The sequence below is a fragment of the Vibrio sp. DNB22_10_4 genome, assembly GCF_052879755.1.
In genome coordinates, this window is the sequence record NZ_JBNNXW010000012.1 from 22,679 (window position 1) to 47,559 (window position 24,881).

At 44.4% G+C, this 24,881-nt stretch carries 23 protein-coding genes and 1 pseudogene; 3 read left to right on the forward strand and 21 right to left on the reverse strand.

The annotated features are described in order from the left end of the window. Window positions 1-4: 4 nt before the first annotated feature. The 10 genes from ACVA6Q_RS19975 to ACVA6Q_RS20020 form a co-directional block, all read right to left on the reverse strand. Window positions 5-949: a Gfo/Idh/MocA family oxidoreductase gene (locus tag ACVA6Q_RS19975; RefSeq protein ID WP_446648693.1), complete on the reverse strand. Its 945-nt coding sequence runs from the start codon at window positions 947-949 to the stop codon at window positions 5-7. Between the two features lie 9 nt (window positions 950-958). Then, complete coding sequence (locus tag ACVA6Q_RS19980) at window positions 959-1,921, reverse strand: Gfo/Idh/MocA family oxidoreductase (RefSeq protein WP_446648694.1); 963 nt, start codon at window positions 1,919-1,921, stop codon at window positions 959-961. After that, entirely contained in the window at window positions 1,914-2,615 is a 702-nt protein-coding gene (locus ACVA6Q_RS19985) for an acylneuraminate cytidylyltransferase family protein (RefSeq protein ID WP_446648695.1), read from the reverse strand. Before ACVA6Q_RS19985 ends, ACVA6Q_RS19980 begins: the two co-directional genes overlap by 8 nt. Window positions 2,616-2,619: 4 nt before the next feature. Next, window positions 2,620-3,666 carry a nucleotidyltransferase family protein gene (locus tag ACVA6Q_RS19990; RefSeq protein WP_446648696.1) on the reverse strand — a complete coding sequence of 349 codons (1,047 nt, stop codon included), beginning with the start codon at window positions 3,664-3,666 and terminating at the stop codon, window positions 2,620-2,622. Continuing rightward, the gene (locus tag ACVA6Q_RS19995; RefSeq protein ID WP_446648757.1) at window positions 3,663-4,304 is read right to left on the reverse strand and encodes an acetyltransferase; all 642 of its coding nucleotides are present in this window, start codon (window positions 4,302-4,304) and stop codon (window positions 3,663-3,665) included. The genes ACVA6Q_RS19990 and ACVA6Q_RS19995 overlap by 4 nt, the downstream gene beginning before the upstream one ends. 22 nt (window positions 4,305-4,326) lie before the next feature. Next, the gene (gene neuB, locus ACVA6Q_RS20000) at window positions 4,327-5,400 is read right to left on the reverse strand and encodes an N-acetylneuraminate synthase (RefSeq protein WP_446648697.1); all 1,074 of its coding nucleotides are present in this window, start codon (window positions 5,398-5,400) and stop codon (window positions 4,327-4,329) included. Between the two features lie 7 nt (window positions 5,401-5,407). Further along, window positions 5,408-6,601, reverse strand: a complete 1,194-nt coding sequence (gene neuC / locus ACVA6Q_RS20005; protein ID WP_446648698.1) for a UDP-N-acetylglucosamine 2-epimerase — start codon at window positions 6,599-6,601, stop codon at window positions 5,408-5,410. Window positions 6,602-6,614: 13 nt separating this feature from the next. Beyond that, a complete protein-coding gene (locus tag ACVA6Q_RS20010; RefSeq protein ID WP_446648699.1) occupies window positions 6,615-7,766 on the reverse strand; it encodes a LegC family aminotransferase in 1,152 nt (383 codons plus the stop codon). A 12-nt stretch (window positions 7,767-7,778) separates the two neighbouring features. Continuing rightward, window positions 7,779-8,969 carry a UDP-N-acetylglucosamine 4,6-dehydratase gene (locus tag ACVA6Q_RS20015; protein ID WP_446648700.1) on the reverse strand — a complete coding sequence of 397 codons (1,191 nt, stop codon included), beginning with the start codon at window positions 8,967-8,969 and terminating at the stop codon, window positions 7,779-7,781. A 254-nt stretch (window positions 8,970-9,223) separates the two neighbouring features. Beyond that, entirely contained in the window at window positions 9,224-10,576 is a 1,353-nt protein-coding gene (locus ACVA6Q_RS20020) for an MBL fold metallo-hydrolase (RefSeq protein ID WP_446648701.1), read from the reverse strand. Window positions 10,577-10,900: 324 nt separating this feature from the next. On the opposite strand from ACVA6Q_RS20020, the gene ACVA6Q_RS20025 reads away from it, so the two are divergent. The 3 genes from ACVA6Q_RS20025 to wecA (ACVA6Q_RS20035) all read left to right on the forward strand — a co-directional run bounded on the left by ACVA6Q_RS20025 (window position 10,901) and on the right by wecA (ACVA6Q_RS20035) (window position 13,847). Beyond that, the gene (locus ACVA6Q_RS20025; protein ID WP_446648702.1) at window positions 10,901-11,125 is read left to right on the forward strand and encodes a hypothetical protein; all 225 of its coding nucleotides are present in this window, start codon (window positions 10,901-10,903) and stop codon (window positions 11,123-11,125) included. Window positions 11,126-11,457: 332 nt separating this feature from the next. Continuing rightward, a complete protein-coding gene (gene wecA / locus ACVA6Q_RS20030) occupies window positions 11,458-12,549 on the forward strand; it encodes a UDP-N-acetylglucosamine--undecaprenyl-phosphate N-acetylglucosaminephosphotransferase (protein ID WP_446648703.1) in 1,092 nt (363 codons plus the stop codon). A gap of 218 nt (window positions 12,550-12,767) precedes the next feature. Continuing rightward, complete coding sequence (gene wecA, locus ACVA6Q_RS20035) at window positions 12,768-13,847, forward strand: UDP-N-acetylglucosamine--undecaprenyl-phosphate N-acetylglucosaminephosphotransferase (protein WP_446648704.1); 1,080 nt, start codon at window positions 12,768-12,770, stop codon at window positions 13,845-13,847. Window positions 13,848-13,908: 61 nt separating this feature from the next. On the opposite strand, the gene ACVA6Q_RS20040 is transcribed toward wecA (ACVA6Q_RS20035), so the two are convergent. The 11 genes and pseudogenes from ACVA6Q_RS20040 to ACVA6Q_RS20090 form a co-directional block, all read right to left on the reverse strand. Beyond that, window positions 13,909-14,232 (reverse strand): nucleotidyltransferase family protein, encoded by a 324-nt coding sequence (locus tag ACVA6Q_RS20040; protein WP_446648705.1) that lies wholly within the window; start codon window positions 14,230-14,232, stop codon window positions 13,909-13,911. Next, window positions 14,222-14,632, reverse strand: a complete 411-nt coding sequence (locus ACVA6Q_RS20045; RefSeq protein ID WP_446648758.1) for an HI0074 family nucleotidyltransferase substrate-binding subunit — start codon at window positions 14,630-14,632, stop codon at window positions 14,222-14,224. The genes ACVA6Q_RS20040 and ACVA6Q_RS20045 overlap by 11 nt, the downstream gene beginning before the upstream one ends. 96 nt (window positions 14,633-14,728) lie before the next feature. Then, entirely contained in the window at window positions 14,729-15,742 is a 1,014-nt protein-coding gene (locus tag ACVA6Q_RS20050; RefSeq protein ID WP_446648706.1) for a transposase, read from the reverse strand. A gap of 80 nt (window positions 15,743-15,822) precedes the next feature. Continuing rightward, a complete protein-coding gene (galU, locus tag ACVA6Q_RS20055) occupies window positions 15,823-16,668 on the reverse strand; it encodes a UTP--glucose-1-phosphate uridylyltransferase GalU (protein ID WP_446648707.1) in 846 nt (281 codons plus the stop codon). A 145-nt stretch (window positions 16,669-16,813) separates the two neighbouring features. Then, window positions 16,814-17,983, reverse strand: coding sequence for a nucleotide sugar dehydrogenase (locus ACVA6Q_RS20060; protein ID WP_446648708.1), 1,170 nt, complete (start codon window positions 17,981-17,983; stop codon window positions 16,814-16,816). Window positions 17,984-18,303: 320 nt separating this feature from the next. Then, window positions 18,304-20,220: an acyltransferase family protein gene (locus ACVA6Q_RS20065; RefSeq protein WP_446648709.1), complete on the reverse strand. Its 1,917-nt coding sequence runs from the start codon at window positions 20,218-20,220 to the stop codon at window positions 18,304-18,306. 3 nt (window positions 20,221-20,223) lie between these two features. Continuing rightward, complete coding sequence (locus ACVA6Q_RS20070) at window positions 20,224-20,961, reverse strand: WecB/TagA/CpsF family glycosyltransferase (protein WP_446648710.1); 738 nt, start codon at window positions 20,959-20,961, stop codon at window positions 20,224-20,226. Window positions 20,962-20,974: 13 nt separating this feature from the next. Then, entirely contained in the window at window positions 20,975-21,904 is a 930-nt protein-coding gene (locus ACVA6Q_RS20075; protein ID WP_446648711.1) for a glycosyltransferase family 2 protein, read from the reverse strand. Continuing rightward, window positions 21,867-22,793, reverse strand: a complete 927-nt coding sequence (locus tag ACVA6Q_RS20080; protein ID WP_446648712.1) for a hypothetical protein — start codon at window positions 22,791-22,793, stop codon at window positions 21,867-21,869. The genes ACVA6Q_RS20075 and ACVA6Q_RS20080 overlap by 38 nt, the downstream gene beginning before the upstream one ends. Before the next feature lie 370 nt (window positions 22,794-23,163). Further along, window positions 23,164-24,357, reverse strand: coding sequence for a glycosyltransferase family 4 protein (locus ACVA6Q_RS20085; RefSeq protein WP_446648713.1), 1,194 nt, complete (start codon window positions 24,355-24,357; stop codon window positions 23,164-23,166). 89 nt (window positions 24,358-24,446) lie between these two features. Then, window positions 24,447-24,875 (reverse strand): annotated as a pseudogene (locus ACVA6Q_RS20090) (ISAs1 family transposase); the annotation flags it as partial. Window positions 24,876-24,881 lie beyond the last annotated feature (6 nt).

Genomic DNA, 24,881 nt, shown 5'->3' on the forward strand with positions numbered 1-24,881 from the left:
AAATCTATGAAGTATAGCCTGCCATTCGACTATAAAGTTCAATATGCTTCTTTTGATCTGAGAGCGTACACAAACTACTCGTTTCACCATTGAGGAAAGCTTTAACCTGCCTGTACAAGCCAGGTTTATATTGACTATCCAACGGATCATCAATTTCGACAGGCTCTATCGCTACACTACCTAACCTCTGTATTTGAAGCTTCTCCATTGGTCGGAATATCAGCCTATGCTCAGAGGTCAATACCTCTACACTCCAGCGGCCTGGAGCACCCCAGTTCCCATGATAAGCGAACAATGCACCAGTTTCTGAAACTCCTGCACCCGAAAAATTATATGAACGCGAGTGCCATTCCTCTCCGCCGTTGGAGAAACAGCTAAGTTTTTTTGGGAAGCCGCCAAGATAGAAAGCCATATCAGTGACATGAGTCGTATTTGCAAAGAACCAATTCTCTTTTACGCCTTCAGCTTTCTCTAATTCAGAGATAATATGACCCCATTCTGTGAGTTCAAAATTAAAACTCTGAACCCCTCCGTCTTCCTCAATGATACTTTTCGCAGCAAGTAGAGAAGAGTAGAACCTTCGGTTGTAAGCCACATACACACTGCTGCTATGGCTTTGGGCATAACCAGCAAGCTCAGAGATATCTTGAGCATCAAGCCCGCCTGGCTTCTCAACCAAAATATTCTTTAAACCATGATCAATCAACGCAACAGTTGTCATCGCTATTTGCTCGACACCGGTGGTAACGATAGCAAACTTATATTGCTTAAGATCTTCTAATTCGCAAAACTTGCTAAGTCCGCCAACAAAAGGGGTAACACCTGTCGCTTCTTGGAAAACAGCAGCAGATGCTTCACTTCTCCCTACAACATCGAAGCGACACGCTAAGCCATTCAACACCTTTGCGTACTCTTGCGCCATCGGTCCGGCACCTATCATTAATATCATTATAAAGCCTTATGTAATTGGACAAATATCGAGATCGCGTTTGAGCATCCCGGACATATGCTGCAGCATCGCTGCAATAAAAGGTGTGTGAATAACACTCGACTCTTTATATGGTGTTAACGTGCACTGGTTGCTTTCAAGCAAGGCGTCAATACTTGGTGCGGTTAATTGACTTTGGTATAACGGTAAATGGGGATGCGATACCGTATTGTCAGGCGTTATATGATCCCACTTTCCTCCGACCTCATTAACCACATGTTTGTGCAAACCTTGTTTTACGACCAGCTCAAAAGAAAATGTCGCTTCTTTCCCGCTTTGAATACTAATAGTATGCTCTCCAGCACAGAACTCTATCTGGCCAGTAACTTCATAAAACCCCGCACGTTTACTCTCAATCAGTTTTTCATCAAGTTGTGAGGTCATTAACTTTAACTCTGGCTCGCCTGTTAGGTAGGCAAACAAATCTAGAAAATGAATACTATTACATGCCATTCCCCAAGCATGGCCGGATACCGTCATATGAATAGGTTCATTGCTTGCTAGTGTTTTCTTGAGTTCAGTATAAGTAGGATACATTCTTCTCGGACAATTAACCCAGCCTGTCGCCTTGCATTGCTCCAATAGTTCCTCAATAGCAGCATAATCCTCTAGCTTTTGGAAGAGCACCTTCTCAAAGATAATATTGGCTATTGAATTTACTGATAATAGAGACCTCGTTACGTCTGCACGAACCTGCGCAGAAGTAGCAATAATACACACATCGAAAGATTGTTCAGCAGGTAGCTCTGTTTGATAAGTGACTTGACTTTGGCTATTGCCTAGTTCGATTTGGCCAGCACGTTCGCGAGCTAGGTTGAGAGAATCCTCTGACGGGTCAACGACGGTCACTGTCAAAACATTCTTACTGGCTAAAGCCCCTTGCAAATGTCGACTACCGAGTTGACCAGCACCGACAATTAACACGTTATTCATAACTTTCCTTATATTTCAAAATCGTTTCCGCTAACAAAAAGTCCAACTCATGATCAATATCGACGGAGCTTTCTCCATTCATTACATAGGCATAGATATTAGATGGTAGGAATAAAGAATTTTCTTCAAAGAAACGAGAAACCTTTGTTAGGTATATAGCACCATTGAGACGAAAATAATCAGGGAGATCTTGGCTGCGTGTATTTTTTAGCTCTGGTCGAATAAAGCTCTCCATCGACAAGTCACTAGGCAAAGTATTTGACCAAAGAGGGGAATGATCACACTCACAAACCGAGACAACCGCATCAGCTTGTTTATCCTTCAGAAGCTCAATCGCGCCTTGTATATGGTTAGTATTGCGAATAGGTGACGTGGGCTGTAGTAACATAACGTAATCAAAGTGCTCTCCTTGACTCCTATAGAACTCAAGCGCATGCTTGATAACATCCGTACTAGAACTAGTGTCAGTGGACAGTTCTTCCGGCCTCATAAATGGCACTTCCGAACCAGATTTTACAGCAATATTCGCAATTTCAGGACAATCGGTTGAGACAATAACACGAGCAATATCTTTAACCCCTTGAGCCGAGTCGATACTCCACTGGATTAGAGGTTTACCGTGTAGGCGCTTTATATTTTTTCCCGGTAAGCGCTTACTGCCACCTCGAGCAGGAATAATCGCGAGTATTTTCATCTTGTCATAATCCTAAAGTTACAATATCAGTTTGTGCACGTCTGAAGTCATCCATACGTCCGATATCCAACCAATAGTCATGGAAAGGAAACACATAGGCTCCATTGCCAATCAGTGACTCAAACAAAGTTGGCATATCCAAGTACTCGCCTTTTTTAACTTTTGATATTTGTGACTTGTTGAGAACATAAATACCAGCATTTACATGAAAACGATACGTTGGTTTTTCGACGAGATTTGTAATTTTAAAACCATCCGCCTCGATCACTCCGAATGGTACTTGATACTCATACTCTCGGACACACATGGTCGCAGTGGACTGCTTACTATTATGAAACGCTAATACCTCTTCAAAATTTACCTTTGTCAGTACGTCGCCATTCATAACAATCACTGGTAAATCTGGCAAGTCAGGAGGGAGCAAACCTAACGCCCCCCCAGTCCCGAGAGGCTTTTCTTCATGAATGTATTGTACTTTTATACCCCAACGTGAACCATCTCCAATGACTTCTTTAATCATTTCAGGTAAATAATGGGTAGAGATATAAAAGTTGGTAAAACCCGCTCGAATAAAACTTAGAATGACCGTTTCAAGAATAGGTCGCTCTCCCACCTTTAATAATGGTTTGGGACAATTATCGGTTAGTGGTTTAAGTCGAGTGCCAAAGCCCCCAGCCATCAAAAAAACAGGGTTATCGTATTGAGGTTTATGTAATAGACCGTGCAAAGTCTCTAAACCAACGACCACTTGATTGCTTAAAATCGGGATGGCATGAAGCTCTTTTTTCTCCATCAACGATAAGATGCTCTCGCGAGTCATACTAACATCGCTTGTCGTAGGTTGAGTATTCATGATACTGGAGACTTCATCTTCCAGTGACGCGTCATTTAGTATGGCTCTACGAATATCGCCATCACTCACGGTTCCAAGAAGCCTGTTTTGATGATCAACGACAAGTGCAAGTTTAAGCGCTTGTTGATCGATGATTTTCAATACAGTACGAATGGACTCTGAGGGAGTGACTAGGATTTTTTTCCAGCTGTGACTCATTCTTTTCCTATTGAATTGTTGAGGGACTTAGATATCATTCTCGCTGGGTAAGCTATGGTATTTTTTTTCAATAATGCCGTAACAACAGCTCCTGCGCCGACAATGGCACCCTCACCGATGACTACCCCTTGAATAACAATTGAACCAGCGCCAACATAAACGTTTTCTTTAGTCTCGACTTGACCACAGAGCGTCGCTTTGGGAGCAATATGGTTATATTCCCCGATCTGGCAATCATGCTCTACCAGAGCTCCGGTATTAATGATGCTATGACAACCGACAGTAGCACCACTCTGAACGACTGCCATCGGCAGGATCTGGGCGCCTGATTCGATATCAGAAAAAGGAGAGACACTGGCGCTGTCCGCTACTACCGTCTCAAACTGATACCCTAGCGAAAGAAAATGCTGATTAACTCTCCGCTTTAGACTTGATCGAGGCATCACCCCAATGCCATTTACTAATAAGACTTGGTCTTTGTCATATCTCAACACATCTTTATCAAGGCTCAAATGTGGTATCCCATGAAAAACCGAACGTTGATAGATATCTTCCGGACTAATAACAGCAAGAATATCTCGACCTTGAGAAAGCAAAATATCAACAAGAACGGACGCGTGCCCCCCACCACCAATCATCACGATTGGCAATACACCTTTATCATTCAACGATCAACTCTCCGGCTCTGTAGTCTTTAGATGCATTGCTGCCAATAAAGTCCCAATATCGGTAGGGCGATAAGCCAGTGCCTGGTCGCTTAGTAGTTAGATTATGTTCTGTGATTTCTTCGCCCGCTTTAATATCTGTCGCCGCTACTAAGCTTTTACGAGCTACCGCTTTATTTTTTACTTCAGACACCGTGGGCGTTTTTACTCTTGAGCCAAGTGCCACTTCAATTTGACGAATAGCGGTGACCATAGCTTCAAGTTCTTGAGGTTCTAGAGAGGCTTTATGGTCAGGACCTTCCATGTTCTTATCGAGCGTAAAGTGTTTTTCGATCAACACCGCGCCGCGAGCAACCGCAGCAATAGGAATGGTGATCCCTTCACTGTGGTCAGAATAACCCGCTGCTAGATCAAAGGCTTGACCCAGAGTGTCCATCGCTCTGAGGTTTATCTCATCCATTGGAGCTGGATATTCGGTTGTGCAATGAAGAATCGTCACTTTTTCTTTCAGCGCTTTTTGTCCCGCTTCTGAGGCATAAGCTTCTTGGAAACTCTGAATAGAAGGCACCGCGTTCGCCTCTGCGGTATAGCCAAAAGCAATAATGCCAAGCGCCATTTCAATCTCTGACAATGTCGCCATACCCGTTGAGACAACCAGATCACATCCAGTACATGCATGAGCAAGTACCAAAGGAGCATTGGTTAACTCACCAGAAGGAAGCTTTAGTCGTGTTAAGCCTAGATCATTAACCAAAAAGTCTAAGCTCTCAAGATCGAAAGCTGTAGACAGAAACTCGATACCCAACGACTTACAGTACTTCACAAGCTCGTGGTGCACATCGTATGACAGCTCCAAACGACTTAACATCGCTAACTGAGACTCTTGCTTTTGAGTATTTGTTACTTGATATTCGGCTTGTTTAGCTTCTTCGGTAACGAGGTTCTTTGCTTTAAAAGTTTGGAACTTTACTATATCCGCTCCAGCCATGTGAGCAGCATCGACCAAAGCAAACGCTAATTCTTCTTGACCGTTATGGTTTACACCCGCTTCAGCAATAATCAAAGTCATTATTGTCTCACTCTGCTTTCTCGTTTAAGTCAGGTTCAATATTTACATCATAAAAAGACTTACAAAGTTCAAAATCGAACCCTTTAATCATCTCTATGACTTGCTTGCTGCTATCACCCTGACCATAAGGATTAACAATACGTTCATCTTCCGATTTATATTCTCGATTTACAGCGAGAGCAATCACGTTATTGATGGATTCTTTTGTGGCCATTGCGTTTAGAACACTTTTTGCAGCCAAACGACCCTTTTGTCTAGAGCCAATATTCACGGTAGGAACATCAAAGGCTGGCACTTCAATAATACCACTCGACGAATTACCAATAACTGCAGCCGCGTACTTCACCGAACTCAGATAACGAACTTGCCCTAGTGATGGGATTGCTAAAACACGTTTTGGTTGATTTGCCGCATAAGCCTCCAGCATCGGAATAATACGTCGACCGCCGTCATCTGCATTAGGGTAAGTCAATATAACTTGATACTCAGGGTATTCATCCAACGCATCTAAAAGTGCCTTAAAGCTTTCCTCTGGAGACTCATCACCCAAGGTAACGGGATGGTAAGTAACAACAAAATAAGGTGCCGTAAGTTCGAAACTTAGTGATTCACTCAATTCAGAAACCGTCATAAAAGACGCTCGATTTAGGTGATCTAAGCCAATCGCGCCAACATTCTTTACACGGGCTGGAGATTCACCGAGTTGAATAACTCGATTTCGATATTCGTCTGTTGATGTCCCATGAAGGTAACTCAACTTAGTAATCGCATGACGGATCGCATCGTCATAAGCGCCTTCCGTGATCTCTCCGCCATGAAGATGAATAATCGGAATGCGAAGTATCATAGCCGTTTGCGCTGCAGCTAGCGCTTCAAAGCGATCCCCTAGAATGACAAGAACATCTGGAGCTAGTCGTGACAAGGCGTCAGCAAACCCTAAGACACCCAGCCCCATACTTTTCGCGGTACCTACAGCTGAATCAGAAGACAACAAAATCTCTACTTTTTCATCGATATTAAAGCCATCTTTTTCAATTTGTTTGTAAGTATCACCAAACTCTGGTGATAGATGCATACCAGAAACGAGCAATTGAAGGGTTAGATCCGGGTCGCTTTGTATATCCTTTAAAAGCCAAAAGAGCAGACCATACTCTGCTCTTGTACCAGTAAAGACAGCAACCTTTCTGTGTGTCTGCTTCATGTATATCTTGAACCTACTTTTGGATGTCCACTGGAGTGCTTGGAAGGTTGACTAGGTGTGCCTCTATGTACTTAGAATAAGTTAGGTCATCACGTATAGCACTCTCAAACATTGGCAATCTGTGCATAAGCTGCCAAATAGGTCGAGTCATCACACCGGAACTATTTGTGCCTGCAAGCACCTCTTCACGGCTTTCTTTATCCGGGCAAATGACGGCATTCAGCCAGTAGTTTGAGCGAGCGTACTCTGGCTCAATGACAAACTTAAAATCAGTTCCGTTGAAGAAATCCTTGTAACTTTCTGCAAGCAGCCTCTTCTTTTTCAGATACTGCTCGATGACTTCCATCTGAGCACAACCTAGAGCCGCATTTAGGTTTGGCATACGGTAGTTGAAACCAGGCTCATCATGGAAGAATTCATAAGGATGAGGAACTTTAGCGGTCGTAGTGACATGCTTAGTGCGCGCCCCTAATTCTTGAGTCTTACATAACACCATGCCACCACCACCGGTGGTGATAATCTTGTTGCCGTTAAAACTGACAGCACCAAAGTCACCAATAGTGCCCGTATGTTTGCCCTTATAAAACGAACCTAGGCTTTCTGCGGCGTCCTCAACTAACGTGATGTTCCATTTCAAGCAAACGGCAACCAGCTCATCAAGCTCTACGGGATGACCGAACGTATGCATTGGCACGACGGCTTTGATTCTTCGACCTGTTTTTCTGTGGATGCATCCCGCGTCGGTAACGTCAGCGCCATCCTCTAAAAATGCATCCACAGCTTTAGGGCACAAACCTAAACTCACTGGAGACACATCTAGAAAAATGGGTTCAGCGCCCATATGATAAAGCGCATTGCAGGTTGCAACAAAAGTCAGAGCTTGCGTGATGACCAAGTCACCTCTTTGAACATCAGCCATATACAATGCAGCGTGCAATGCAGCTGTGCCATTAACTGTTGCTACAGCTTTAGTCGAACCAGTATACGCCTCGATTTTTCTTTCAAAATCATCAACAAACTTACCAACGCTAGACACAAATGTGCTGTCGATGGTTTCCATTACGTATGCTTTTTCATTGCCATCAAAGGTTGGCGCATGCAACGGAATAAACTCGTTGGTTTTGTAAGTATCTCTAACAAACTCAACAATTGTTGTCACTTTCATTGTTTGCTCCACTTACATCTTACTATCGAGGTATTTACCGGTTTCTTTGTGTCCAAAATCAGGGAGCATTGTAAAGAACAACTCCACAATCTGCTTTTTAGTCCAAGCTTGTTCACTTTTCAATTCAGAAATACGATTTTCAAATATAGTAAGAAGTTCTTGTTCGTAAACAGGTTCATTCTTAATGATGCCTAGATTTTCAAATCGAGACATATCCAATTCTTCTGTTTCAGTAAAAAACTCTTCAAAATCCTTCTCACCAGTGGTATCGCTCGTAGTAAATAGACATGGCCATTTACCTTGTTCTGGAAGCGTGGCAACAAGTTCGCGGGCTTCTTCTTCTGATTCACATAAGTAAGGTTCAAAACCAAGTTGCTCTAAGTATTTAACAGCAATATCTGCAAAAGAAATAAGGTGAAGAGCTTCACTCAGTTTCGGGAAGAAAATGTCACGATTTTCACCAAAAATACAAGACATTAAACATAGTTCACCCGACTCTTGTGGAGTAACGAAATACCGCTTTATATCGTTTGGCGCCACGATAGGCTGGCGCTTTTGAATACGTTGATTAAAACCATGTAGTAACGAGCCATCAGAGAATGCCACGTTGGCAAAACGCGCTGTAGATATATCTATTTGTTTACTTTTGCGCATTAGAAACATTTCCATAATACGCTTCGAGGCTCCCATCATATTGACGGGGTTTGCCGCCTTATCTGTGGACACACAGAAGTACTTTTTAGCACCTGCATCAATTGATTGTTGAATAGTCTTATCCGTATTAAACACATTGACATCTATCATTCGCATCAATGTATAAGGATCTTTCTCGCTTCTAACGTGCTTGAGAGCAGACAAGTTCAGTACATAGTCAAACCTACCATCCGCTTTGATAAAAGCATCGTATTCTAAAGAGCCAATATCTAGAGCAAAAGTTTGAAAGTCACCATCAATGTAACCAAACGAACTACGTATATCTCGAACCAGCTCAACCATGTTGTTTTCACTAATATCCACAACATGCAGCTTCTTCGGGTTGCGTTTGAAAATTTCTTTGGTCACAGCTTGCCCTATCGAGCCAGCGCCTCCTAAAACAAGAAAGCTAGACTCAGACACAACCTTTTTCAATTTTTCTTCATTGTTACTCACATCTGAGCAAAACAACTCTTTATTTCTTCCAATAAGAGGTAATACGTTGTTCATATCTGAAACCCAACTTAAATATCCATACAGTAGTTCATCATAGACTTGACTAGCTAAAGAGTAAGGTGCGCTTACATTTCTCCAAGCTACCGCCCTTAAGTCACACCCTTAAAAAGCAACCCTGTCATCAAAATTAAAGCATCAACATGTGGTAAAACTGGGTACCACACGCAAAAAACATGCGGAATTGTACCTGAGTTAACAAGGTGGCGCGACTCTTTCACCGATCCTTAAACAGCACTAAGTTATCACTTCTACTCTATCAACAATTTAGCACCCAAATCTTCGCGCAAAGTTTCGGTCAACCTTCGCTTAGAGTTGGCTTCTCCATGGATAAGGTGCACTTGCTTCACGGAACTTTCACACCCAACAACAAACGCCAACAAGTCACTCTTATCCGCATGCGCCGAATACCCCGACATCGAATGCACACAGGCGTTTATTTCGACTCGCTCATCATCAATTATAACGGAAGAACGCCCCGCCTGAATATCACGCCCCAACGTGCCACCAGCCTGATAACCACAAAACACCACATCGGTTCTCTCATCAGGCAATAGCGCTTTTAGGTAGTTCACAATACGCCCTCCCTGACACATACCAGAAGCGGCAATCACAATCGCAGGCTCACCGGTAGTCGCGAGGCGATTAACAAGCCTTGCATGCTCTCGGTGAGATTCCACCACAATACATTGATCAAAGCTGAGCGGGCGCTGCCCATGCAAGACCTTCGCTTTTGCTTCTCTACTCCAAAGCTTACGGTAACGCCGATAGGCATTGGTCACCTTTGCCGCGAGTGGTGAATCAACAATAATAGGTAAGCGCTCACTTAGCTGGTTTTGCGACAGCAGGGTTTCTATATCAAACAGCAGCTCTTGGGTTCGTCCAACGCTAAATGCAGGAATCAGAATGGCGCCGCCATCACTAAGGCTACGCTGAATAATCTCTAGTAATCGCTTAGAGCGGGATTCAACACTTTCATGACGCTTATCGCCATAAGTCGATTCCAAAAACAGATAGTCTGCTCGCTTAGGCGGCTTAGGATCGGGCAGCAATGGCGTGTGGCTGGGGCCAAGATCCCCGGAAAACACCACCACTTCTTTGTTGGGAAGCATGATTTCGACATAGGCGCTACCCAGTATATGACCTGCTGGCTGAAATCGAATGTGGGTAAAGTAGTCCTGTTTAGCGTTTTTCATAGGTACCCATTCATTGTAACCCACAGGCCTGAGCTTACGGTTAATGAGCTGCACAATATGCGCTCGCTGGGATTTGGTTAGCCCCAATTGGAGCGCCAGACCGTCTTCTAGCATCAGAGGCACCAAATGTGCGGTCGCGTGCGTACAATAGATAGGCTCTCGAAACCCTGCGGCAAATAGCCAAGGCAACCGCCCTATATGGTCAATATGAGCGTGAGTAAGTACTAACGCTCGTACAGCCGCCAAACTAAAATCGATATCCAACGATTTGGACTTCGCATCCCCACCCTGAAACAGTCCACAATCGATAAGGAGTGAGTCACTTCCAATCTTAAGTTCATGGCATGAACCAGTGACGGTATTTTTGCCACCGTGATGAGTGATAGAGACGTTATCTGTGATCTTCATATGAGTATTCCGAAGCGATTTACATTGAGTGCTCACAGTGTGATGACCGCTTGATATTCGCCAGCAAAATCATTCGTTATGAGACAGAGCACACATACTCAAGTCAACACTTATAAACCTTGCCTCACAAGGACTGAGCAGCATCACATAATCGGTATGCACTCGAGTTCACTTCAAATGTAGAACAGCATAAAAATCCCTCCTTCTATGGCTATTTTTATGCGTGTTCGCTTCCAATTAATATCACTTTATTAAATTCCGCTCTTTAAGGTGTCGTAATCTACTAGTATTAAAAAGCAATGGCATTCACAGAGGGCATTCGAAATGGAACTCACACTAAAATATGCTTTTTTCCGGCACCGCAACCAAAGCAAAGGACGCTTTATTGAAAGTGTTGTGATCGCACTGGCAATAATCTCAATGGGCATTCTTATGACCGCCAACCAACTTCTGCTTATCCTTCCAGCTCTATGCACAACCATGAGCTGTGTGGGAGCATTTTGGTTTTTCCGCAGAGCCGAAGCCATTCGCCGCAGCATGCCGAGCTAACTCATTTCAATCTCAAATTTCGTGATTATGATCACAATAGATGAAAATGCATGAGTCCGAGCTTTGTGGGTTCATGCGCCTCAAGTGACTAATATTCAATCAGTTAGCATTATTGCTTTCCCAATTTACTAATTTGCATAAATTTGCAATTTTCCCGCTTCGTCATAACCTGAAAACAGGATATGCGGCCAGAAAACACGCTCAATATGCAACTAAATTAACAATAATCCGGTGATATTGAGCGCTACGTAACGTGTTTAATTACAACGCAACAATAAACACAAACAATAAACTCTGACCGCAAATTAGCAGCACGGACAGTTGGTATAGATATGGCTTGGCAAATCATTAGCGTACTAATGGGCACGTTTGCAGCACTGCTCATTAGCCACAAACTCGCGCCCCAAATTGGCTTGGTAGATACACCCGATTCTCGTAAGCGACATCAAGGACAAGTGCCTTTAGTCGGTGGGCTTGCCATCGGCATAACACTGTTTGTCGCACTGATACAAACCGATGCCCCCATACCGCATCAATCATTATTCCTGTTTTCGATTGTGACGCTCGTAGCACTTGGTGTACTCGATGATAGGTTCGATTTGAGCTGTAAAAGCCGCTTGTTGGTACAAGCGTCTATCGCAACGCTCATTGCTTTGTTTGCAGATATTCAACTCGTCACCTTTGGCGATGCCTTTGGTTTTGGTTATGTCACCTTCCAGTGGCTCGCCATCCCCCTCACCGTTATTGCGGTGATTGGTGCGATCAATGCCTTCAACATGGTGGATGGCATAGATGGACTGCTAGGCGCTTTGGCAACAATTACTTTATTAGGACTAAGTGTGCTATTTGCCTTGCAGGGAGATACTGCACACATGCAGCTTTGTGTCATTCTGCTGTGTACTCTCGTCCCATACTTAACGTTCAACCTCGGATTGTGGGGAAGTAAATACCGACTATTTATGGGTGATGCGGGCAGTATGATGATAGGGTTTGTTGTGGTTTGGCTGCTATTTACCTTAACTCAGCCGGATACTGGCTCTGTGGTGTATCAATATGCCGCTGTACGTCCAGTGACAGCTCTTTGGCTGATTGCAGTCCCTCTTATGGACATGGTCGCAATTATGACGAGGCGCGTTCGCAAAGGCCAATCACCAATGACGCCAGACCGGGGTCACCTGCATCATATTTTCCAGCGTATTGGTTTTAACTCCATACAAACACTGTTTATCATATCGGCAATCGCGTTATGTTGCGCAGCCATTGGGGTGATAGGCGAAATGCTCGCTATTGAAGAGTCGACTATGTTTTACTTGTTTCTGATGCTGTTTGGCAGCTATTACTGGATACTCAGTAAAATATTTAGGTTTACCGCATACCTGCGACTTATTCGACGCGGTCAGCCTCAACAGGCATCCGCAGGTTAAGCTAAGTTAAAAACGAGCAAATGACATAGAAAACAGGTGAAATGCCCATGTACAATTTGTGACATATACCCTATTTAACTGAAAATATGAGCAATAAGAAACAAACATGAACTGAACCGACTTCATAAACCGCCCAAATTTGAGTAACATTGGGCTGAGGGTCACAAAAAAGAACCCAAACTCTTAAAAACAACAAATCTCAATCGTTAGTGGGTCACATGATTTTACTTCTCAGCTTTGCGGCAGTCACCGCGTTCATCACCTTGTTTTTTGCGCGGCGTGTGGCCAAAACCATCGGATTAGTCGACAAACCCAATGCAAGAAAACACCACCAAGGCGTGGTTCCTCTTGTCGGCGGCATCTCTATCTGCATCACCGTTTCTATCACGCTGCTGGCTTTCAATATCGAAATAGAACATCTTTGGCTATTCCTATTTTCAATCTGCACCTTGACCGTGCTGGGTGCCGTGGATGACAAATGCGATCTCAGCTTTAAATCTCGCATGCTATGCCAAGCGCTGCTCTCTCTGGCGATGATGCATTTTGCAGAACTAGAACTGCATACATTAGGCAACATGTTTGGTTTGGGTTACACAGAGCTGGGTGGATTTGCGGTACTGATTACCGTACTGGGCGTGATTGGTGCCATCAACGCATTTAACATGGTCGACGGTATTGATGGGCTACTGGGTGGGTTATCGATTGTATCTTTTGGTGCACTAGCCTACCTGCTTTATCAAGACGGGTACTCGGCTTTAGGCTTGCTCTGCCTTATCTTTATCGCCGCAGCCATTCCTTACATTGGCATGAATTTAGGTCTGCTTGGTAAAAAACGAAAAGTATTCATGGGCGATGCCGGCAGCATGATGATTGGCTTTACCATTATTTGGTTGCTGCTCAGCAGCAGCCAAGATGAATCAGGGGCTATAATGAGACCAGTGACCGCTCTATGGCTCATTGCCCTTCCACTCATGGATATGGCTGCCATTATGATCCGCCGAATTCGCCGCGGCGACTCGCCATTCAAACCAGACCGCGAGCACCTTCATCATATCTGTCAGCGCCTGGGCTTAAGCTCAAGACAAACCTTGTTTGCTATTTGCCTGCTGGCGTCTGCGCTGACTGGGTTTGGAATCTATGGTGAAATCGCGCAGATTCCTGAGCCAGTGATGTTCTATGGCTTTATCGCTTGTTTTGTGGGGTATGCGCTCTGCCTGTCTTATATTTGGCGTATCACGAGATTTGTGCGAGCAAAGCTTGGAAAAGAGGTTGAGCCTGAGACGGCTGAATCAAACTAGGCGGGAATCTGATAGTAACGATGCGCTATGAACACGGGCTTCATAGCGCTTAATTGATAGACTACTTGAGCTGTAGGCCATACTCGTTAATGTGATTGAGAAGTTCCTGGGACACGATTTTGTTTTTAACAACAAGATCAACCTTATAAGGAAGTGAAGACTTCTCTAGTGCCTCTAGTATATCTGCCAGTACCTTGATTGAGATCTCAGCCCCCTCCAATGCAATATCCACGTCAGAACTGTCTTTGTGGGTACCCAATGCTCTCGAGCCAAAAAGCCACGCATGTTTAACTGACTTCTGTTGATTTACGGCATCCAAGATTAACTGAAGTTGATGCGGTTTAAGGCTCAGTTTGCTTGGACTCAAGGCAATATTACAAGCCACATTTTGCCTCTAGATAATAAGTTACATCCCGAATGACAGGAGCATATGATTTAATGATTAGCTTTTGCGCCTCAAGTAAATTTTCCTCATCATATGTATGAGCAAGTAGCTTGCGTTTAACTAAAGCCTCCAACAGCGTTTCTGTTTGAGTGGATGTTAAGTGCTTGGCCTCTAACGCTGTACGAATGACACTGCGTGGAGAAGCCACATCAAACCCTTCAAACTTCAGCAAGTCTTTTAACGTTTTCCAAGTTAGCTCAAACGAAAATTCAAACGTCTGCACCAATCCTGCAAGCTCCAGTTCGTTGTAACTATCCTGAGAGCAGGCGCGACTCAATCTCGCTTGTGCTTTTTTTAAGTTTTGCAAACGCTGCTTCCAGCGTTCCGGGTTACCGTTCATCACTTTCACCAAAAACTCTTTCCATCTAAGGGACTAAGTTACTTAATCCTAGTGAAAATGTCATCCATTGCAGCAATGAGAACTAAAGTATAGTGCTTATTTGGAATAACAAACGTCTTCCATCAAGGACTTACCCGACACCCACGCTCGATTCGTATGCAGCGCGTAACGTTCGAGTTCTTGAGCCGAGCCCACCGCGCAGCGAAACTTACCCCCAAAACTTTCTGAAAGCCTGAGCCATTCTTCTGCATTCATCTCTAACCGCTCAAGAAGCGTGTTATTGCTGAAACGAACATAACCGCGCTTATTCGGCCTCATTACCCGCCCTAACGCTTCAACCAAAGTTAAGTAATCTAGCAGAGAACACTCTATACCAAAGCAAGGCTGCGCTTCACGCTCGTGACCTAAAAAACCAGCAAGCCCTTTGGTGGGAAGAGAGTCAATTTCACCTTTTCCTTTATCATGCTGACAAGCCACGGAATGAATTCGCTCATAAATCGAGGTAAATTCAGATTCTTCAAGTGACTGCGCCATATCGGCTCGAACCGGGTTCAAGTCCACATACGCCATACAGCTAAGCAGCGCCTTTTCATCGAGCAAGGCTTGAGATTTGAAACGGCCTTCCCAAAATCGACCTTTGCAGCCCTCTTCTTTGTTAGCCTCTCGGGCGACATACTCATTGAGGTTACGCATAAACCAAGAGATATCAGTCAATCGTTCACGCCATTCATCAATTAACTCAAGCGTTTTACGCGTTTCAGCTTTGGACTTTAACCCACCATTTAGCCAACGAGTGACTAGCAGCGGCGCTTTGTATAATGTTATCCAACGCTGAGCCACCTCTTCATCGCTCCAAGACCCCGCGGTAGCGGTATCAACATGCAGTACCAAGTGATAGTGATTGGACATAACGGCATACGCACACACATCAATGGCAAACACTTGGCTAAGCAGTCGCATACGTTCAACAATCCATACCCGGCGATGCTCAAAGTTTTGACCAGAATAGGCATCTTCGCCGCATAAAAAAGCACGGCGTACACACCGTGAAATACAGTGATAGTACGCCGTGTCTTGAAGAGAGATTTGAGTTGAACGCGCTTGAGTCATCAAGACCACCAGTGTGCAAAATCTAAGCAGATGGAGTAAGCCTAGTTGGTCACTGATGAAGCGTCAAATAGATGGGTGTCCTATATTCTTCTATATTCTTTTGGCTTTAAATAAACGTTGTTGTAGCAATAGTTAATTGCGTCCATATACCCTTCAACACTGCCACAATCGAATCGCTTACCTTTGAACTTGTAAGCCATCACACAGCCTTGCTTGGCCTGTTTAAGTAGAGCATCAGTAATTTGAATTTCACCGCCTTTGCCTGGCTCTGTGTTCTCAATATGCTCAAAGATATCTGGCGTTAAAATATAGCGGCCAATAATGGCTAGATTGCTTGGCGCTGTTCCGGCCTCAGGTTTTTCCACCATGTTATCCACACGGAACAAATCATCTTTTAGTTGTTCGCCAGCAATCACGCCATACTTGTGTGTTTCTGATTCTGGCACCTCTTGTACGGCAACAATGGTGCATCGAAACTTATTGTAGAGTTTTACCATCTGCGCCAATACGCCGTCTTCTTCGTTTACGCACAGGTCATCAGCCAGGACGACAGCAAACGGGTTGTCGCCAACCAATTCTTTACCAGTCAAAATTGCATGCCCTAGACCTTTCATCTCTCTTTGGCGGATATAGGTATAGGATGCGGAATCAATTAAGGTACGAATATCGGTTAATAGTGACTCTTTGGAACTGCCGCTGATTTGATGTTCCAGCTCGTAGTTTTTGTCGAAGTGATCCATTAACGTGTGTTTACCACGCCCGGTGACAATAGCCATGTGATTCATACCCGCCTGTATGGCTTCTTCCACTCCATATTCAATCAGTGGCTTGTTAACCACTGGCATCATTTCCTTGGGCATGGATTTGGTCGCAGGAAGAAAGCGAGTGCCGTAGCCTGCGGCAGGGAATAAGCAATGCTTAATCATAAAAGACGTTGTCCATAATTCTAAATAGGTCTTATTCATTGACCTTTGATTCATACAAAAAGAGCAACGGAGTAATACGCCGCCGCTCTTCCATTAATACGTTAAATTTTGTAATTTGATACTACAGCCGCAGCCAATGACCGTGTTACTTATCACCGTTAAACAAATCACGGGTATAAACTTTGCTTTCAACGTCAAGAAGCGCCTTGTCCATTCGATTAGAGACAATCACATCCGAGCGGGATTTAAACTCATCCAAATCCGTCAACACTTCTGAATGAAAGAATTCCGACTCTTTAAGTACGGGTTCATAGACCACCACTTCAATACCCTTCGCTTTAAGACGCTTCATAATGCCCTGAATGCTTGACGCTCGGAAGTTATCTGAACCAGACTTCATGATTAGACGATAAATACCGACGGTTTTAGGGTTACGTTTCAACACGCTATCAGCAATGAAATCTTTACGGGTTGTATTCGCATCCACGATGGCGCGAATAAGGTTATTCGGCACTTCTTGGTAATTGGCAAGCAATTGCTTGGTGTCCTTAGGTAGGCAGTAGCCACCATAACCAAACGATGGATTATTGTAATGACCACCAATACGAGGATCTAACCCGACGCCTTCTATAATTTGACGGCTATCTAAGCCGTGTGACTCTGCATAGGTATCCAACTCATTAAAGTATGCAACACGCATAGCAAGGTAGGTGTTTGAAAACAACTTAATGGCTTCGGCTTCTGTTGAATCCGTAAACAGTACGTCGATATTTTCTTTCTCTGCGCCTTGCACCAATAGGTTAGCGAACACTTCTGCTCGTTCACTACGCTCACCGACAATAATACGAGATGGGTGAAGATTATCGAAAAGCGCCGTACCTTCGCGCAAAAACTCTGGAGAGAAAATGATGTTCTGCGTATCAAACTTTTCACGTACTGATTGAGTAAAGCCGACAGGCACTGTCGATTTGATAATCATCGTCGCAGCTGGGTTCAACTCAAGTACATCAGCAATCACTGACTCTACGGACTTGGTGTTGAAATAGTTCGTTTCAGGATCGTAATCCGTTGGTGTCGCGATGATCACATAATCCGCATGATCGTATGCCTGTGCTTTATCGAGCGTGGCAGTAAAATTCAGCGTTTTTTCTGCTAAAAATGCTTCTATTTCTGCATCCACTATCGGTGACTGTTTATTGTTGAGCATCTCAACTTTTTCTGCGATCACATCCAGCGCCACCACTTCACAGTGCTGAGCAAGAAGCATCGCATTAGACAGGCCAACGTAGCCTGTCCCCGCAATGGTAATTTTCATTAATGAATTATCCAAATTGTTAAGGAATATAATTTGAAAAGAGAGTTTCGCTTAAAAATTGAGACGGCTGCATCTCAAAATAATGTCGCACACCTAAATTGAAAGGAGACATTTTACTTAGTAAAGCTATGTTATTTATTGAAAAATAGGCAACCAGTGAAATCGCACATTTCTTTGTACTCTATTGGCGTAGTTTAAGGACTCAATTGTCAAAGACACAATATTCTCTACTGAAGAAACCTTTCAAATACATCGGTGTCCTGTATTTTTTGTATTTTCTTTCTTTCAAAGATAGAAAGGCTACCCGAGAACGCAACGACTTATCTAAACTGTCTATCTTTCGTTAGGCTCTGCTCGAGATACGGCACTAAGTATTGCCCTCCCCACTCACTCAAATGGTTATCATCGTAATAAAGCGGGCGACTATCTAGCCAAATATCACACGTAGTATCATTACAGAGCGCTTGAGTTATATCGACAACCTGAATACCGCATTGTTGCGCCGATTCATTCAACCCCTCAGCTACCCAACCTGAACGCTGAACGACACGCTCTTTAGCTAATGTCGGCAACGGTCTATTTTCCCACAAAGAATGAGCAACGGCTTTAGGAACGCTGCTTTCAAACTCGGGGACAGGCGTAAGTGCAAATACCTTTCTCTGATTAGCAACGGGACACCACGTTCTAGCAAATGAATCTAAAAACCGCTCGGTCAAATCGCTTGGCAGAGTAGGTGACTCTTGTGCGACGGGCTTAACGCTACCTAAATAATAGTAAGGCCAACGACTGACTACCATTACTGGAACTTGAGGATAGTCGGCTTCTATAGCTTGCAACTGCTTATTCACAAACTCACGACACTCTCCACCATCTGGTTTGCGAATGTCCCCCTCAATCAGGCTGGGGCAGCCCGCTTTTGCAATAAAAAGCACAGAACCATAGGGCTTCACAGCATCACGTACAGCGCTTACCAAAGCACTGGCATGACTGTCACCAAATAAAATGAGCGCTATTGATGAATTTTCACCATAGATACAACGTTGAGAATGTGCACCGCTCAGTGCTAAGCACTTATTTTTTCTTGGTTCCCGATTTAGTTGCTCCAAATCAGCTTTCGCAACCTCCGGAGGCAATCGAAGTTGTACAGGATAGCCATTGGTCAGAAAAACAGACAACGCCAATACGCCAAGTCCACCAAACACCCCTGTCGACATAATAAGGCTTCGCTTGTTGATTTGTAGCCCTCGCGCAGGTGTTTCAACAAACCGGTAAGAAAGCCAAGCTAATAATAACGACAACACAAGCGCGACAATCGCATTGAACGCACTCGGTTCAGTGTTTTGATAGATGAGCACTACCGCTATTGGCCAGTGCCATAGGTAGAGCGAGTAAGAGACTTCCCCTAACCAGTTTATTGGTTTGAGTTGAAACGTCGCCAGTGATTGGTTTAACCATAGGATCGCCGCTACAGCGCATACGGGAATTAATGCTATAGGCGTTGGCCATAACGCTGAGTAGCCAATCAGCACCCCACTCAGTATAACCACGAAAAACAGTAGCCTTGCCAACCAGCGTTTAACCACTGCTGACCACGTTAATTGAGGTAAATAGAATACCATTCCACCGAGCAACATTTCCCAGGCTCTACAAAAGAGTGAAAAGTAAACGTGTGTAGAGGTGCCCCATGCAAGCATCAAACTAAACGAGCCAACAAAGATTGTAGCTAATAGCCACACCACATGGCGGGCGGTGATCAGTTTGTGAGCGGCAACCAGCAGGAAAGGATAAATAATGTAAAACTGCCACTCAGCAGAGAGTGACCATGTGTGCAGCAAGAGCTTTTGGGTTGATGCAACATCAAAGTAACCCGACTCCATGGCAAAAATAACGTTTGATAAAAACAACTGTGCGGAGACAAGGTGTTTCGCCAACTGCCTAAAATCAATAGGCAGCAAAAAGAACCAGCCATACACAAGGAGTGCCCCACACAAAACGAGTAAGGCTGGCACAATCCTTTTGGTTCGCGAGATAAAAAAGTGAACAAAACTGAATCGCTGATCGGCGATACCCTTGGCAATGATGGACGTCATCAAATACCCAGAGATCACGAAGAATATATCTACACCAATATAGCCAGAGCTGAAAGGCTCAATATTGAAGTGATAGAGCACTACCATAACCACGGCTATAGCGCGTAAGGCACTGATGTCGTGGCGAAACCCGCTAGGCTTTGTCATATACTATCCGCGAAAGTAATCATAAAAAACACAGAAAACAAACTGTGGATATTGAACCAGTACCCGCTTTAGCACATGCTGTTCATTGATAATTCGGTACAAGGCGCGTAATTGAAGTTTATTGACCCAGTCTGGGTAATATTGAACGTGATTGGCAGATTGGTGCAAAAATCCGCCACAGGTATACACTTGCTTAATCTTACTGGTTCTTGACTTAAGCAAAGCGCCAAAGCTCTCTTGATAGGGCGTGCCCATCCCACACACAACAAACTCCGCGCCCGAAGCTATGATGCTATCGATGACAGCAAGCTTGTCACTCTCAGAGTCAAAGTAACCATGTCGGTAGCCAACGATGTTCAGCTTAGGATAAGCCTCACGAAAAGAGGCCACGGTACCTTCTATCTCTTGTGGCTTCGCTCCAATAAAATACACTGGCGTAGCCGCTTCGCTTGTCGCTTTTAAAAAGTGTTTCGCAAATGAACCATAATCAAAACTGATACGGGGCACCTTCTTTCTACCAAGCAGCGACAGTAGCGCGCTCGATACGAGAGCATCACTATAATAATGATCGACTTGAGTATGCGCTTCTTTGTGCTTCTTCAGTACCATATAGGAGTATGGATTCACAAAACTCACCAACTCCGTCGACACGGCTTCTGGCCTGTCATGCGTCAAATGTTGCTCGAACCTTTGATAAATGCAGGGCGCATCGATCACTTTTTCACATAAAATCTTGGACATAATCTTACTTTAACTAACGAAACCGACGAATAAAACCAGCAAACAAAGAGATGACACCTCTCGGGATAACCAGTCCGAACAAGCCGAACAGGCGAAACCTATCCCACTGCACATACGGATGAGATAGCAACAATCGACGAGCTTGCTGCTTATCACCATGGAGTAAATTGTTTTTGGCGCAACTAAGCACTGTCAAGTGCATTAGATATTTAAGACTTGAGATCAAGCGACTAGGTACTTGACCGTCATCCAGCATGGACTGATACACCGCTAACTGAGGCGCTGGCTGCAACACTTTATGTGTACTGCAGGCACTGTCACTCACCCCCAAATCATAGTGAGCACTGAGTTCTGGGTGAAAATACACCGGCGACAGGCAGGCCGCTTTTGCCCACACTACCTGATCTTCCCCCATTGCCATCCCAACCGGAAACCCACCGATATCAGCAAGCAGCGACCTTTTAATACAAACCGACGAGGCGGTAATAGGTAAATCCGCATGGCAACAGGCCGCAAACAAATTTTCCAGCAACCCAGGCTTAGATGGCACATGACGCATCGCTGCAGCGGTTGCTCCTTGCTCACTACAAAAAGCATAATGAGTAAAATACATCCCACCGTCAGGGAAAGTCGTTTGCAGCTGTCGGACGTTGCTTAAAAAACTAGGCAACCAATAGTCATCAGCATCAAGAAAAGCAATATAGTTAGAAGACGCCGCTTGTATCCCTGTGTTCCTAGCCACCGAGACACCTTGATTGTCTTGGTCGATAACCGTCACATGAGGGTAATGCGCGCGCACCAGCTCCGCACTTTGATCGCTAGAGCCGTCGTTGACAACAATAATTTCATCGGCACTTTCGGTTTGTGCCAATACAGAATCCAGCGCGCGCCTAATATAATGCTGTTTATTGTAGAGTGGAATGACCACTGTGATCGTGTTCATGTTGAACCATGTTCCTTTTGTCTTGTCGTGGCCTATTCTGACTGACTATCGCCGCAAACACCAAGGCAAGCATAATGGACGATGTACCATTGAATACCACGTGCCCCGCAGTGATGGAGTGTAAGAAAATCAGTGAGAATAAAACAATATAGAAAAAACGTTTATAACAAAACGCTCTCACAATGGCATAAAAATAGAGCGCGACATACGCCACCGTCGCAAGGATCCCATAGCAAAAAAATAACTCGAACAAATCATTTTCTAGTAGCTTACGGATCGTCAGCACATTGGCGAGCGGATCCAAGTAGCCAAAATACGCACCAGCTCCGGTTAAAAATCGGACTGAATACCAATCGAACCAGGTGACCGCTTGAAATGCATCCAGAATAAATTGATCTCGGCTACTGGCGAGCAAAACCCACTTATTATCGATGTTATTAAACTTAAATATGATGTTTTCAAACACCGACCCTAAAATCTCTAACGCGGGAGCAACCAAATAGTAGGCGGCGATACACGCGACAATCGCTGAGAAAATTGGGTATCGAGCTGCGCCTTTGAAACTCAGATACAATAAGCCGGTTAAAAAGAAGATCAACCCACCTTTAGTACCAATAAGCGCGGTTGTGAACAGCAATAGAAACATATGTACCAATGTTTTGGGGCCAAAAGATTTCGCGCGGTGAATAAGCACAAGGGCACAACTGCCCATGACAACACCTAGGCCGTTGCCCGATACAAACAAACCTCGAGTTGCGATGCCTTTTGAGTAATTTGCGATATGAAAACCAGAGATATAAGCCAGCAAAACCAACACACTCACAATTGTGCCATAAATCACTATCCAGCGTTCAAAGCAGCCAAGTGTTAGCTTGCCTTTACTAGCCAAATCACAAAACAGTATCAAACAAAAACTGACATAAATTATTTTAGATGCGGTAACCACGCCATACAAAAAAGACCTGAGCTCCCAGTGCAACAACGCAGACGCCCATTCAACAAAAGTGAAATATAAGAACACACAAAACGCTACTTTTTGACTACGGTTTGAGCAAAACCTGGCAATCAAAAAAATAACTATCATCGTAGCGATTAGTCGGCCAAGCTGAGAGGGGGAGCCTATACTACCATCGCTGATAATATTCAACTTAAACAACGCGCCGGACATATTGTCGAACAACGGCAAAATCAGCACATTAAACCAAAAAAAGGTGTTAATGTAGGTTAGCGAAAAACGCCCATGGGTGCGTGCTGGTATACTACTCTCCATGCTCTAACCTATCGGCAAGCGCTCGCCATGAGAATCGAGAGACAGCAATATCCCGCGAGCGTAGCCCTAAAGTTTTGGCCTGCTCTGGAGAGTCTACCAAGCCCTGTATTGACTTTGCTAATGATGTGGCAGCTAACTCAGTTACGAACACAGCTTCTTGGTTGCCCAGTAGCTCTTTAGTCGCGGTGATCACTTGTTCGCTCGGTTCAAAGGCCACAATAGGCAGGGCTGTCGACATGGCCTCTAAAATAGTTTGCCCCAACGGCTCATAAGTTGACGACATAATAAAGCTATCCGAAGCTTGATAATACGGCGTCGGATCCTGCTGCAGCCCGGCAAATGTCACCCGAGCCTGCAACGCATGCTGGGCTACAAACCGATGATACGTCGACGCCTCTTCTCCGCCACCTACCATCACCAAGTGTGCTCCCTGCGTCTGCTTGAGGGCATTTAATGCCAGCATAAACCCTTTGGCAGCGACAAATCGGCCAATACACAAGAAAATGTGCTCTGATTGCGGCAGCCCTAGCTGATCACGCAATACCACTTTCGATTGAGGCTCTAAGGGCGAGAAGCGAGCGTGGTCAACACCCGGTTTAGTCATGTGAATCTGTCTTGCTGATTTAGTGACGGTTCTTACTTGCTCTTGCATATTTTGACTAAAGACAAACAACTTATCGGCGCAGCTTAGCGCGCGATTTTGTAACCAAACATGATAGTAATACCTCAAATACTGCTTGGCTTTTGCGACACCAGCCTCGCTCGAGAGACGATTTGGGTGGTTTTGATACTTAACCACACCAGGGAGCAGATACACCACATTTTTAAGCCCAGCTAATTTGGCTAGCCAAGTCGTTGTATGGAAACGGCTGACGGTCAGATCGGGAGCATGCTCTTTACCAACTTGTTGTAGTGTTTTGAAAAGTGCACGTAATGAGTACAAACCAGAAAACGGACGAAGCCAGGCGGGCAGTGTATGGGTGGTCGAATAACGATGCACGTGGACACCATCTAGACACTCGTACCCCACCAACACTTCGTCACTAACGGTATTGACATTACTTACCACCACATCGACACGATACCCTTTATCGCGGTACGCCTCGGCCAAGTAGCGAAGAGAGTTCTCAATGCCGCCTATATTGGGAAAATACGCATTACTTGTAATAAGGATAGACTTCATAATTATCAGATTTGACTCGCTCTACGATCAATAACCAAAGCTGCTCAGCTTACTGTTTAAATAGCACGAAAACCGCATAAACATCACCTTCACGTAAGGCTTTCAAGAACCTTACTCAGGTAGTTTTCGTCCATTGCGCAGTTCATGAGCTTACGTTTAATACCACCTTTAAAGGTGGTTTCGTTCTTTAATAGGTTCAAACACATCTGTCTTATCCTTGCAAAAGCCTCTGCCCGATCGTCCGCTCAAATACGCGAATTGTCCTCACAAAATGCGGTATCAAGCGACCAGTGCATGACCTCTACATCCCAGTGAGAACGAATCGCTTCAAGTAACGTTTGAGCTCCTAATTCTTTTGAGCATATGTAGTATCGAATACTTACATCTTACTCTGGTGCTACTGCCGATTCTTGTCGAATTGAAGCCACTATACCCATCGCTTTTAACTCAGGCCATTCATGTTCAATATCACCCAAAACCGACAAATCACGACTCACTAAAGCTACTCTTGCTTCCATTCCGCA